10 protein-coding genes and 1 tRNA gene are annotated in these 12,511 nt (G+C 55.2%); 8 read left to right on the top strand and 3 right to left on the bottom strand.

Annotated features, from left to right (window positions below; all coding sequences use genetic code 11):
* Nucleotides 1-30: 30 nt before the first annotated feature.
* Nucleotides 31-159, bottom strand: coding sequence for a hypothetical protein (locus GGQ73_RS23160; RefSeq protein ID WP_268842301.1), 129 nt, complete (start codon nucleotides 157-159; stop codon nucleotides 31-33).
* A gap of 112 nt (nucleotides 160-271) precedes the next feature.
* Here GGQ73_RS23160 and dnaG point away from each other — a divergent pair, with 112 nt between their 5' ends.
* The 3 genes from dnaG to GGQ73_RS07850 all read left to right on the top strand — a co-directional run bounded on the left by dnaG (nucleotide 272) and on the right by GGQ73_RS07850 (nucleotide 5,795).
* Nucleotides 272-2,251, top strand: a complete 1,980-nt coding sequence (gene dnaG, locus GGQ73_RS07840) for a DNA primase (protein ID WP_183895324.1) — start codon at nucleotides 272-274, stop codon at nucleotides 2,249-2,251.
* A 392-nt stretch (nucleotides 2,252-2,643) separates the two neighbouring features.
* Nucleotides 2,644-4,698 carry an RNA polymerase sigma factor RpoD gene (gene rpoD / locus GGQ73_RS07845; protein WP_174153580.1) on the top strand — a complete coding sequence of 685 codons (2,055 nt, stop codon included), beginning with the start codon at nucleotides 2,644-2,646 and terminating at the stop codon, nucleotides 4,696-4,698.
* A 65-nt stretch (nucleotides 4,699-4,763) separates the two neighbouring features.
* Nucleotides 4,764-5,795 (top strand): DUF930 domain-containing protein, encoded by a 1,032-nt coding sequence (locus tag GGQ73_RS07850; protein ID WP_183895326.1) that lies wholly within the window; start codon nucleotides 4,764-4,766, stop codon nucleotides 5,793-5,795.
* Between the two features lie 71 nt (nucleotides 5,796-5,866).
* On the opposite strand, the gene GGQ73_RS07855 is transcribed toward GGQ73_RS07850, so the two are convergent.
* Nucleotides 5,867-8,419 (bottom strand): HWE histidine kinase domain-containing protein, encoded by a 2,553-nt coding sequence (locus GGQ73_RS07855; RefSeq protein WP_183895345.1) that lies wholly within the window; start codon nucleotides 8,417-8,419, stop codon nucleotides 5,867-5,869.
* Nucleotides 8,420-8,696: 277 nt separating this feature from the next.
* On the opposite strand from GGQ73_RS07855, the gene GGQ73_RS07860 reads away from it, so the two are divergent.
* Together GGQ73_RS07860 and GGQ73_RS07865 are read left to right on the top strand one after the other, a co-directional pair.
* Nucleotides 8,697-9,119 (top strand): secondary thiamine-phosphate synthase enzyme YjbQ, encoded by a 423-nt coding sequence (locus GGQ73_RS07860; protein WP_183895347.1) that lies wholly within the window; start codon nucleotides 8,697-8,699, stop codon nucleotides 9,117-9,119.
* Between the two features lie 138 nt (nucleotides 9,120-9,257).
* The gene (locus GGQ73_RS07865) at nucleotides 9,258-9,593 is read left to right on the top strand and encodes a hypothetical protein (RefSeq protein ID WP_183895349.1); all 336 of its coding nucleotides are present in this window, start codon (nucleotides 9,258-9,260) and stop codon (nucleotides 9,591-9,593) included.
* A gap of 132 nt (nucleotides 9,594-9,725) precedes the next feature.
* Here the strand turns inward: GGQ73_RS07865 and GGQ73_RS07870 are convergent, their stop codons facing one another.
* Nucleotides 9,726-10,463, bottom strand: a complete 738-nt coding sequence (locus GGQ73_RS07870; RefSeq protein ID WP_183895351.1) for an SIMPL domain-containing protein — start codon at nucleotides 10,461-10,463, stop codon at nucleotides 9,726-9,728.
* 185 nt (nucleotides 10,464-10,648) lie between these two features.
* Here GGQ73_RS07870 and GGQ73_RS07875 point away from each other — a divergent pair.
* The 3 genes from GGQ73_RS07875 to GGQ73_RS07885 all read left to right on the top strand — a co-directional run bounded on the left by GGQ73_RS07875 (nucleotide 10,649) and on the right by GGQ73_RS07885 (nucleotide 12,511).
* Nucleotides 10,649-10,724 (top strand) — tRNA-Ile (locus GGQ73_RS07875).
* A 109-nt stretch (nucleotides 10,725-10,833) separates the two neighbouring features.
* A complete protein-coding gene (locus GGQ73_RS07880) occupies nucleotides 10,834-11,403 on the top strand; it encodes a hypothetical protein (protein WP_183895353.1) in 570 nt (189 codons plus the stop codon).
* Between the two features lie 70 nt (nucleotides 11,404-11,473).
* On the top strand, nucleotides 11,474-12,511 hold the full coding sequence (locus tag GGQ73_RS07885; RefSeq protein ID WP_183895355.1) for a site-specific integrase: 1,038 nt from the start codon (nucleotides 11,474-11,476) through the stop codon (nucleotides 12,509-12,511).

A 12,511-nucleotide genomic window follows, 5' to 3' on the forward strand; every position in this document is an offset into this window, starting at 1 on the left:
AGGCAGGGCATATGTGGATGCCCTGCCTTTTCATGCGTTGAGATGCGCTTGGGGGTAAAAGCGCGGGTTGGGCGATCCTAGGGGGATATCGCTCAAACCATCCAGCATCACGCGAACGCTCGGCATCATGCCGATAAGCGCAAAATAGAACGCGGGCATCGCTGTCGATGCCTGTGAATAACGGGAATCACGCGTTTCTTCCCTTGGTAATCAGGGCGTGCTGCGCTTATATGAAAGACCGGCCGAAAACAGGCACTGATCCCAGGTAACGATGCGCTTTTCAAACTCATTTCTCGACGAGATACGTGACCGAGTGAACATCTCCGATGTTATCGGCAGACGTGTGACCTGGGACAGGAAGAAGAGCAACGCCTCCAAGGGTGACTATTGGGCCTGCTGCCCGTTCCATGGTGAAAAGAGCCCCAGCTTTCATTGTGAGGACCGCAAGGGGCGGTATCATTGTTTCGGCTGCGGCGTGTCCGGTGACCATTTCCGCTTCCTGACCGATCTGGATGGCATGGGTTTTCCAGAAGCGGTGCAACAGATCGCAGATATGGCGGGCGTTTCCATGCCGCAGCCGGACGTGCAGGCGGAAAAGCGCGAGCGCGAACGGGCAACCTTGCAGGACGTCATGGAAATGGCGACGCTGTTCTTCCAGGATCAGTTGCAGACTTCTGCCGGCGCGCGCGCGCGCGCCTATCTTCGTGATCGCGGTTTGAGCGGGCGCACGATCGAGACCTTCCGGCTGGGGTTTGCGCCCGATAGCCGCAATGCGCTGAAAGAACATCTCGCCTCCAAAGGGATCGCCAAAGAACAGATGGAGGCCTGCGGTCTTGTGGTGCATGAAAATGTCCCTGTGTCCTATGACCGTTTTCGTGACCGCATCATGTTCCCAATCCTGTCGTCACGCGAGAAGGTGATTGCCTTCGGTGGCCGCGCTATGGCGGCGGATGCGATGGCCAAGTATCTCAACTCCAATGAGACGGAGCTTTTTCACAAAGGCAACGTCCTCTACAACTTCGCACGTGCGCGTCGCGCGACACAATCTTCGGGCACTGTCATTGCCGTTGAAGGTTACATGGACGTCATCGCTCTTTATCAGGCAGGTGTCGAGAACGCGGTGGCGCCGCTTGGCACGGCGCTGACGGATAACCAGCTCGAGTTGTTGTGGAAGATGTCGCCGCAGCCTGTTCTCTGTTTCGATGGCGATGGTGCCGGTATTCGTGCCGCAAGCCGCGCCGCCGATCTGGCATTGCCGCACATCAGACCGGGTCGTTCCGTCAGCTTTGCGCTGCTTCCGGATGGCAAAGACCCTGATGATCTTGTGCGCCATGAGGGCAGGGCGCCGTTCGACCGCGTACTCGCCGAGGCCAAGCCGCTGGCCGCGATGATATGGAGCCGCGAGACGGCATCGGTAACGTTCGACACGCCGGAAAAACGGGCGGAACTGGAAAATCGCCTTCGGCAAATCGTGTCTGTTATCGGTGACGAAAGTGTGCGCCGCTTTTACCAGCAGGACATGCGTGATCGGCTGAATACGTTTTTTCAGCCGCAATTCCAGCGCAGCAGCGGGCCCAATCGCAACTTCAGGCGCGGCGAGGGCAACGGCAACCGCAGCGGTCAAAGAACACCTGCGCGGGGAAGCACGACGGGCGCTGGCAGCATATCCGACCGGCTCAGCCAATCCGGGCTTGTGAAGGGGTATCTCGCTGCACCAGCCTTGCGCGAGAGTGTGTTGGCGCTGACCATCGTCAACCATCCGCAACTGCTGCTGGAAGAATATGACGAGATCGCCGCCATCGACTATGAAAGCCGCGACCTGCAACGGCTGTGGTCTCAGGTGTTGACCTATGCAGCAGAAAACGGTGCCGAGCTTTCACGCGATGGTCTGGTTGCGCGACTGGAGTTGCAGGGCTTCGATGTTTTGTTGAAAGCCATGAACCAGCAGGTGCGCAATGCCCGGCTTTGGACCGCGACCGAGCAGGCGGCGCCCGAAGACGCGCGCGAGGGGTATACGCAGTCGCTCTCTTTGCACAAGCGCACCAAGGCGTTGCGCTGGCAAAAGATCGAGCTTGAGCGCGAGATTGCCGAGGCAACGGAAGCGGGTGATGGCGAGCGCATGGTTCAATTGATGCGCGCGCTTTCGGAGGTTCAGCTGGAGATTGGACGGATGGAGAATCAGGAAGCAATCATCGATGGTTTTGGGGTCATGTCCGGCAGGGTCAAGGGTCCGGCCTATGGCCACGGTTAGGCGTTTTGCGCTGTTTGAGGCTTGTCTTTTGCACAGATAGACCTAAATAGGGGTTAAGTTGGTGAGGTCCGTGAAATGTCGCGGAGACAGTGGCGTTTTTTAGCTTTTAACCCTCGGTCGGGCCATAAAGGCTTGACGTGACGGGAAATAGCGGGAATCACCATTTCAGGAAAAGTAAGGTGGAATGGGCCTTTGGCGGATCGAAACTGCATGGAAAAGCATTTCCGGATGCACTGTCTTGAGGTTCCGCCTGTGGTGGCCGTGTTTAAACGGCAATTAAAGATCATTCCGTTAGGTGTTTGACGGTGATTCGCGGCCAGAGCCGGATGCCTTTCAAGGCGATCGGTTTTGCGGTGGAGCGGATGTTAGCGTCAGGGAAAGCGACGAGATAGATGGCAACCAAAGTCAAAGAAAACGAAGAAGCTGAAAACGAACGCGACAGCGCGACGGATGGGCCGCTTCTCGATCTTTCGGATGACGCGGTCAAAAAGATGATCAAGGCCGCGAAAAAACGCGGCTACGTCACTATGGATGAGCTGAACGAGGTGCTGCCGTCGGATCAGGTCGACCCTGACCGCATCGAAGATATCATGGCAATGCTCAGTGAAATGGGCATCAACGTCGTTGAAGACGAGGACGCCGAAGAGGCGCCCGCAGAAGCCGAAGATGCCGACGCCGAGGCAGAAGAGTCCGAGGGTGGCGAACTTGCGCCTTCCAGCGGCACCGCGCTTGCGACTGCCAAGAAGAAGGAGCCGACGGATCGCACCGATGACCCGGTGCGGATGTATCTGCGCGAGATGGGTTCCGTTGAGCTTTTGTCGCGCGAGGGCGAAATCGCGATTGCCAAGCGCATTGAGGCTGGCCGCGAGACCATGATCTCTGGCCTGTGCGAAAGTCCTTTGACGTTCCAGGCGCTGATCATCTGGCGCGATGAATTGAATGAGGGTACGACGCTTCTGCGCGAGATCATTGATCTCGAAACCACCTATTCTGGCCCGGAAGCCAAGGCTGCTCCTCAGTTCCAGAGCCCGGAGAAGATCGAAGCGGACCGCAAGGCTGCTGAAGAGAAAGAAAAAGTCCGTCGTCTGCGCAATCCCGGTGGCGATGATGATGTGACGAATGTCGGCGGCGAAGGCCTTCCACACGAAGAGGAAGAAGAGGATGACGACGAGTCCAATCTTTCTCTTGCTGCGATGGAAGCCGAACTGCGCCCGCAGGTCATGGAAACGCTGGATACGATTGCCGACACCTACAAGAAGCTGCGCAAGCTTCAGGACCAGCAGGTCGAGGCGCGCCTGGCGTGCACCGGCACGCTGTCCACTGGCCAGGAGCGTCGTTACAAGGAACTGAAAGACCAGTTGATCACAGCGGTTAAGTCGCTGTCTCTGAACCAGAACCGCGTCGATAGCCTTGTCGAGCAGCTTTACGACATTTCCAAACGCCTTATGCAAAACGAAGGTCGTCTTCTGCGCCTTGCCGAATCCTACGGCGTGAAGCGTGATGGCTTTCTGGAGCAGTATCACGGTGCGGAACTGGATCCGAACTGGATGAAGTCGATCGCCAATCTGGCTGCCAAGGGCTGGAAGGAATTCGCACGCGAAGAAAACAACACGATCCGCGACATCCGTCTGGAAATCCAGAACCTCGCTCAGGAAACCGGCATTTCCATTGCCGAATTCCGCCGCATCGTTTCCATGGTCCAGAAGGGCGAGCGCGAAGCGCGGATCGCCAAGAAGGAGATGGTCGAGGCCAACCTGCGTCTGGTGATTTCGATTGCGAAGAAATACACCAACCGTGGTTTGCAATTCCTCGATCTCATTCAGGAAGGCAACATCGGTCTGATGAAGGCCGTGGACAAATTCGAGTACCGTCGTGGTTACAAGTTCTCGACCTATGCGACATGGTGGATCAGACAGGCCATCACCCGTTCGATCGCCGACCAGGCCCGCACGATCCGTATTCCGGTGCACATGATCGAGACGATCAATAAGATCGTTCGTACATCGCGCCAGATGCTGCATGAAATCGGTCGCGAACCGACGCCGGAAGAACTGGCTGAGAAGCTTGCGATGCCGCTTGAAAAAGTGCGTAAGGTATTGAAAATCGCCAAGGAGCCGATTTCGCTCGAAACGCCTGTCGGTGACGAGGAAGATTCGCATCTGGGCGACTTCATCGAGGACAAGAATGCCCTTCTGCCAATCGATGCCGCCATCCAGGCCAACCTGCGCGAAACCACAACGCGGGTGCTGGCCTCGCTGACGCCACGCGAAGAACGCGTCCTGCGCATGCGCTTTGGCATCGGCATGAACACGGACCACACACTGGAAGAGGTCGGACAGCAGTTCTCGGTCACGCGCGAACGTATTCGTCAGATTGAGGCCAAGGCCCTGCGTAAGCTCAAGCACCCGAGCCGTTCGCGCAAACTGCGCTCGTTCCTCGATAGTTGAGTTTTTGTTAGTGGAAGACATTAAGCCCGGTCAGTTTTCTGGCCGGGTTTTTCTTTTTGGGGATGATGCTGGCCTCCAAAACGATTATCTCTGAGGCGGTCAACGGGCGTATCGACTGGATGGAAAAGACGGGCAAGAACAAATGGCGGCAGGAGAGCTGGACAATTCCGGTTTCACTCATGCTGCATGTTCTGCTTGGCGCCACCTATCTCTTATCCTCTGGATATTCTCCGGCACCGGCGGAGCCCGAAACCGTCAGCGTGGAGATGGTCGAGCCACCCAAGCCTGAGCCGCCCCCAAAGCCGGAAGAAAAAAAAGCCGAAGAGCCTCCTCCGCCTGCGCAAGAAAAGCCGAAAGAGCCACCACCGGTACCCGCGCCTGAACCTGAGCCGCCGCCATCTGTCATGTCTGGCGTGCCTGTCCGTCCTAGCCCGACGCAGATGGATGAGCGCGACGAGCAGGGCGAAGAGGAGGCAGGCGGCCAAGACCAGAAGGCACCCGAAAAACAGGCGGAGACACAGCCTACAACGCCCGCGTCTGCTGAACCTGTTGAGACGAACGAGCGGCCGGAAGCTCCTGATGCACAGACTAACGCCGAGCAAAGTGAGATACTCTCTGGGGATGCGCCCAAACAGCCCGATCCGGCTGCTGTTGTATCACAGGTTCCCAAACCCGAGCCAAAGCCTGCACAGGAGCAATCTGCGACAGCAAAGCCGGATGGTGAAGGGGATCCCAACCTTAAGCCTGCCAAGAAGATATTGGCCGGCGCAAAACGCCCTGGCCCGATGATGCGTCAAATTTTTGGAAATCTTCCGCCTCGTCAGCGGGTGAGGCAGCTTTGTTTCGCGGAAGTTGTTGCGCAGGTGACTGCGGCAAGACAGGGTCAACCGCCTGATGGTCAACAGGACGTAGAGCGAATGATCGTCGACAACGTCTTAAACGCCAAGGGCGCGTTCAATGTCGGTGCGCAGTGGTTCCCAATCAACTACCAATGCAAGGTGGATATCGAAAACTACGTTGTGACGGAATTTCGATATGACATTGGCGCCAGACTAACGCCTGAGGATGTCAAGCGATTGAAGCTGGTGGTCCAGTAGCTCTCGCTCAAGCAGGTCGCAGTAAATCCTATTCACTGCGACCCATTGACGGCAATTAAACGCAATATCCGTTAGGCGAGGACCTGCCTGCCAACCAGTTTGCCGATCGAGCCCATAAGCGAAACTTCGTCGTAAGGCTTTCGGATCACCGGCACATGCGCGAATTCGCTTGGGATCATGATTCCATCAGCATAACCCGTGGCGAACATGAAAGGGATCTCGCGGCGCAGCAACTCGTAGGCAACCGGTAGCGATGTATCGGTGCCGAGGTTGATGTCGAGAATGGCGACGTCTGGCGTCAAGCTCTTCAACTTATCCAGCGCCATGGCCGAAGACGTGGCGGTTTCGATATCGGTGATGCCGCGCGCTTCCAGCATATATTCGACATCCATGGCGATCAGCATTTGATCTTCAACGAGAAATACTCGCAATGGTTCCTCCGCGGCATAAGGTGTGTAAGGGTCCGAGGCGTTGCTCGATAGTTCCAGATTGATTTGTGGCTGGCCGGGCGTCGCGTGACGGGCAGGCAGCACGATTTCGGCTTCAATACCGTGCGGCTGATAGGTTACTTTGCTTTTCCCACCCAGATCATAGGGCACGCTTCGGCTGATGAGGGCAGATCCAAAGCCTGTCCTCGTTGGTGGTGTCACGGTTCCTTGCACCGTCTCGCGCCAGGAAATCACGCAGTCGCCTACATCGTTCAACTCCCAGGCAATGCGAAGCCGACCGCCAGCCTGGCCGAGCGCGCCGTACTTCGCAGCATTGGTTGCCAATTCGTGCAGAACAAGTGCCATGACCGAGAATGCACGGGAATCCAGCAGAACGCTTGGCCCTGTTGTCTCGATCTCGCTAGCTGGAGACCTGTGCGGTGATAGTTCAGCATCCAGCAGATCGCGCAACTGACCGCCGCCTTCGCCACGAACGACCTGATCATGCGCAAAGGATAGAGCCTGAATGCGGCCTTTCAGGGCAGAAACATATTCCTCCAGCGTGCGGCCTTCCTGAGTCGGGTTCCCGACCAGAGACTTGATGATGGCCAGAACGTTCTTGACGCGGTGGTTGAGCTCTTCGTTCAACATGCGCTGACGCACTTCCGCCTGCGCCCGTTCGCCGGCCATCAACTCGCTATGGCGGAAGGCCACCTCCACAAGCGCCACGCGCGCGGCCTCTGCGATCTGCCGGTCTTCTTCTGTCCATGGCTGAGACTGCTGGTGTACGGTTTCTTTCCACAGCGCAAAGCTCTTGCGCGGCGTCAGTCGATCACCCAGAGGGCCAGTCTCATAGGATTTGTCGGGATTGCCGCCCCAGTTCAAAGTCTGAACAAGTTCCTTACGAAAGAACATCAGGTAATCGTTTTTAACCTGAGACAAGGGTACCGCCAGCATGCCGGCGATTTCGCCGCCCAGATATTCCGCTTCAGGCAGCTGGTTTGACAGTGCATGCGTCGCCCATACGCGCCCCTCGGAAACGGAACTGGCCAGACGACCGAGCTGGGGAGCAAGCGCTGGCGGTGGAACCGTGCCGAACGTATACCAGCGTTCGTTCATCCACACGCCAACGCCGTCGCAGGGCATCAACCTGCTGAAATCCGGCAGGTTCTCAACCAGAAGCTCTTCTATATTGTTGTGGTGTGCAGCCAGCCTGAGAAATTTGTCGAGCGATGCATGGGCGTCATGCGCAGTCGCCAGCTTTTTCTTCTGTTTCAAAGCCTGTAGGTGCAGCGAGAAGAACTCTCCGAACATCTCTGCGGCAATGCGAATAGGCATGGGTAGTATGCGCGGCGAATAATGATGGCAGGCGATCAGCCCCCACAATTCGCCGTCATTGATAATGGAAATCGACATGGATGCCGACACACCCATATTGCGCAGATATTCGCAATGGATGGGCGAAACGCTGCGCAGGTGTGAGTAAGACAAATCCAGCGGTTCTCCAGAATGGTCGAGCGTCGGTTCAACCGCCACCCGTTCACCGCGTGAATCCGAGATGATCCGCAACGTGTTTTTCAGGTAGAGCGCACGTGCTTGCTTTGGAATATCGCTGGCCGGGAAATACTGGCCAAGAAAGCTCTCAAGATCGGATTGTTTGGCCTCTGAAATAACTTTTCCCGCGCCATCCTGTTCGAAGCGGTAGACCATAACGCGGTCGTAACCCAGCATCGCCTTTATCAATCGTGTGGTGCGGGAAATCAGGCTCTCGACGCTATCCGCTTCGCGGATGCGGTCGATCATCAGTTGGGCAGTGTGCAGCGGCTGCGCCTCATTGCTGGCAGGTTCCAGTTCAACGATGGTCACAGCCTTATAGCGATGAATGGCAATATCAAAAGACCTGCCGCAGGCAAGCTTGACATTTGGCAACATGGCCGGGCGGCTGCTGTTGGCGGTAACCGTGAGTGCGTTTCTCAGGTCATGAACGACATCGCTACCCAAAAACTCTTCAATCGGCTTGCCGATCATCTGACCAGTAAAGCCAAACATATCATGACAATTGACCGAGTGACGGGTGATGGTGCGCATGGCACTGTCGCAAGCGATCAGACAACCATGCGGTTGGATAGATCCCGGTATGTGAATAGGCTCTATGTCGCAGTTGGTAAGATCAACCTGCTGGACTTGCGACGTCATGAAGTGGTCTTTCGGTAGCGAGATAGAATAGGGCACTTATTGTCGGTATTCTGCAACAAATGTGATGTCGTTAAGGACTTTGTCTCACAAAATATAGTCGAAATTTGGCAGGCGAAAGAGTATTTTCGTAAACCGGTATATTCGTCCATTGAAAACGCGTTTCCTTCCGTGCAGATCTCCCCAGCCGTCGGCTCGCGTGGATGCACGTCACATTTAGGCCTGAAAAATCAGAACGATTTGCTAGCCGTTTCGTTCCAATTTGAAAGCGAAAAGACCTTTGTCTCAGAAAATTCTCTCGATCTCCTCACGCGGCCAGGGTCTCTATGAGTTCACCCGCAACGCGGCAGCTTTCGTCAAAGCCGATGGGATGCAGGAGGGGCTCCTGACACTTTTTGTGCGCCACACCTCTTGCTCCCTTCTGATCCAGGAAAATGCCGATCCCGATGTAAAGCACGATTTGTTGCAATTCTTTGCGCGGATAGTGCCGCCCACCAACGATCCTTCCATGGCGTGGGTCTCGCACACGATGGAAGGGCCGGACGATATGCCGGCACACATCAAGTCGGCACTGACGCAGGTTTCTCTGGGCATTCCGGTGGCCGACGGAAAGCTGCTACTGGGCACATGGCAAGGCATTTATCTCTTTGAACATCGTAACCAACCGCATGTGCGCCAGATCGTCATGCACCTTTCCGGTTAATGCAGCCGCTTGCGTTTTGAGCCATGAACGGATGCTGAATGGGCGGTTCTGAAACCGTTCACACGCAGCCGACTAATGTCATATCGGTCGATCGGGTCACCTCGCATCCCGGCGAAGATTTAGAAACGGAGTAAGACAATGATCAGCACATTCGCAAAAGCAGGCGTTGCGGTCCTTATCGCCATCAGCAGCCTTTCCGCAACGGCATCCACCGCATCTGCACAGGATGTTCGTTACGGTCTTTATGTTCAGGATGGCCAGCGTCACGGCGGTCATGGCTGGGGTCGTCCGGATCGTGGCCGTGATCGTTGCGCTCCTTGGTTGGCCGAAGAAAAGGCAAGCCGCATGGGCCTGCGCCGTGCCACTGTGGTTGACGTGTCTCCACGCCGCGTCGTGGTCGCCGGTTTCGACCGCCGGGGCCGTGATCGCGTCGTCTTCGCCAATGTTCGGGGCTGCCCGGTCATTCGCCGCTGAACGACACACCTAGACCGTAGCGACACACCTAGACCGTCTCGACATTCAAATCCCCTCGTCACGAAAAATGGCGAGGGGATTTTGCTATGCGAATGATTTCGAAACGAGGCGCAGCTTGCGCCTCGTTTTGGATTACTGGTCCAGAGAAAATGTCACGTTCACGGTGACCTTGTAGGTGTTTTCGCCTGCTGCGACCGGAACGCTGTCGGATTTCTCCATAGCGGCTGCGCGCATCATGGTCTGAGGCATCGGCATTGGGCGTTGTGCGTTTTCGGTCATCTCCAACACCCGGCCGAGTTTGACACCCGCCGCTTCGGCAAGTGTTTTCGCCTTCGCCACAGCATCCGCCACGGCGGCTTTGCGGGCTTCTGTCACCGTCGTTTCAGGCTTGTCGTTGGTAAAGGTGATATCTCCGCCCTGATTGATCCCAAGCGTGACGGAACGATCCAGAATTTCGCCGAGCTTGGAGATGTCCCTGACACGCACTGTCAGGCCGTTGTTGACCTGATAACCAGTGATTTCAGGAGCGACATAGACGCCGTCCTTCGGCTCGAACTGTTTGTAGAGGGGCTGGACCGAGAAGTTGGATGTTTGCAAATCTCTTTCGGCGATACCGGCGGATTTCAAGGCCGCCTGAACCTCTTGCATGGCGGAACTGTTGTCCTTGAGGGCCGCTGCTGCCGTCTCCGCCTGCTTCACGACGCTGAAAGACAGGATCGCCATATCAGGTGCTACCGCCGCGTCGCCTTCACCTGACACACTGATCACAGGTTCCCGCTTGGTATTGTCCTGCGCAGACGCAGCCATGGGCACGGCGACAAGAGCCGTAAATGCTGATAGCACCAACGAACAAGATAGTTTCGATGTCATTGAGGTTCCTCTTTTTTAGCGTCTCTGACTGTCGATGTCGCAGGAGATTATGGGTCTAATACGGCACAGATGACACACGCGTTAAGACAACGGCTTGTCGCGTCCAAAAAATTGCGTTAAAGCCAACTCCGCGCGAGGTTGAACCATTGCAACCACGCGCTCCGAGGCGGCTAACGCTATCGGAAGGGCCTGTAGCTCAATGGTTAGAGCCGGCGGCTCATAACCGCTTGGTTGGGAGTTCGAGTCTCTCCGGGCCCACCATTATACGCAAGTATCTGATTTCAAACGAAAATTTTAAGCCGATTTTTCCAACGTACACGGCGAAATACACCGCTACGTACACATTTCAAGCCAGATCGAGAGGCTTGAATTGTATTTATGGAAACGCGAAAACGGATTCACATATCAGCAACGGATTCCCGTTAGCGTCGAATTTCAATTTGGAAAATCGCCAATCCGTGTGAATTTGGGGCCACTTCCTGCCGCTGCGGCACGAAAAAGAGCAATTATTCTTTCGGGTGCGGCCATGAGAATGATGGACGATCCGACCATGACCAGAGAAACCCTTGCTCATAGCCTCAAAGCGTTAAATGCCGAGCTTCAGGAACTGCATCGCCGCCATTTTCCTCTTGGCTTGAGAGTCACAAGCAGAATTCAGCAGGCCGAAGAATTCGAAGCTGAAGGCGATTTTGAAGCTGCCAAAGTGTACCGGCGCGAAGCAAAGGAACTGGCAGCGCAAAAGGCTTCTCTGAAAGATTTTAAGCAAAGACTCCAGACGATAGCGGACGCCCTTTCAAGGGATTCCGTGGCATGGGAGGCTGAGCGTGACACGTTTCAATCTGTAGTCCGCACGCTCGGTTCCTTGGGGGGGGCAGGTTCAATCTCCTCAAATTCAACCTATTCAGCAGCACCAGCCTCAACCTCTCGAATATCAGGATGAGAGAACGGTTACTTCATCAACTAAACTAAGCGTCGCAGGTCGCATAATCCTTGATGCTCGAAAAGACGCGTTGGATAAGGGGAACAACGACGGAGTGCGCTATGAGGAGCGGCTTGAAAACACGTTCGCGGCATTCCTTGATGTGGTAGGGGATCATCCTCTCAGCTATTATCTGCCTATACATTTGCAGGACTTTGCAACAGTCTTGGCAAAAGTTCCTACAAATCGCACGAAGTATACAATTTTTGCCAATATGAATCTTAAGCAGATGGGCGAGAAAAATGACAAGTTGCCTGACGAAAAGCGGATTAAACGCCTGTCACAGACGACAGTTAAAGAGCATGTGACCCAAGTAAAGCTTATTTGGGAGAAGGCGACTGCTGGTGTCTCAGGAATTCGCGACATCCGGTCGTTCAGCGTGACAATGCCTGTAGCTGCAGTCCCTGCCATTGATCGGGAAGGTTTGCCTCCGACATCCTTGAATACATGGCTGGCAGACAGCGTCAGTCCTAAGATCATGCGAAAGCCGCACAAAGCTTGGTTGCCTCTTGTTGGTTTTTTGACAGGGATGCGGCTTTCCGAAATCGTCTACCTGCAATCCTCTGATATTGTGACCATTGAAGGGAACGAGGTTTTCGATCTACGTCGTCCTTTGATTATCGATGGCAAAGAGATTGCAAGGCCCCTCAAGACGAAGACGGCTGTGCGCGTTGTTGCTATCCATCCGTTGCTTCGTGATTGCGGTTTCATAGATTTTGCAAAGAAACAGCGTGGCTTGGGTGGGTTTGTTTTCCCTCATTACCATACAGCAAAAGACCCTGCGGACGCTGCCCAGAAGCAAATGGGAAACTGGATGATTGCACTCGGAATTCATGAAACTCAACGTCAAGTATACCATTCGCTGAGGCATAACGCAAAATCATGGTTCCGCATTAACGTCGGCGATAGCCTCGCAGACAAGCAATGTGGTCACGCAGCATCTTCCGTTGGGGCAAGGTACGGCTTTAAGGTACTGGAACCGGAGGAGGTTCAAAAAATAATGTCGATTCCGGTTCCGCGTGGTGTAGATTTCTCACCCTTCATCGAATGGCGGCGTCAGGCTAAATAA

The sequence above is a fragment of the Rhizobium skierniewicense genome (assembly GCF_014196515.1).
GTDB lineage: Bacteria > Pseudomonadota > Alphaproteobacteria > Rhizobiales > Rhizobiaceae > Agrobacterium > Agrobacterium skierniewicense.

What these genes read in the sequence shown, in the direction of transcription:
- GGQ73_RS07865 (WP_183895349.1), top strand. Translation starts at nt 9,258, where the DNA reads ATGATCAGCACATTCGCAAAAGCAGGCGTTGCGGTCCTTATCGCCATC.
- GGQ73_RS07855 (WP_183895345.1), bottom strand. Translation starts at nt 8,419, where the DNA reads ATGACGTCGCAAGTCCAGCAGGTTGATCTTACCAACTGCGACATAGAG.
- rpoD (WP_174153580.1), top strand. Translation starts at nt 2,644, where the DNA reads ATGGCAACCAAAGTCAAAGAAAACGAAGAAGCTGAAAACGAACGCGAC.
- GGQ73_RS23160 (WP_268842301.1), bottom strand. Translation starts at nt 159, where the DNA reads ATGCCCGCGTTCTATTTTGCGCTTATCGGCATGATGCCGAGCGTTCGC.
- GGQ73_RS07850 (WP_183895326.1), top strand. Translation starts at nt 4,764, where the DNA reads ATGCTGGCCTCCAAAACGATTATCTCTGAGGCGGTCAACGGGCGTATC.
- dnaG (WP_183895324.1), top strand. Translation starts at nt 272, where the DNA reads ATGCGCTTTTCAAACTCATTTCTCGACGAGATACGTGACCGAGTGAAC.
- GGQ73_RS07870 (WP_183895351.1), bottom strand. Translation starts at nt 10,463, where the DNA reads ATGACATCGAAACTATCTTGTTCGTTGGTGCTATCAGCATTTACGGCT.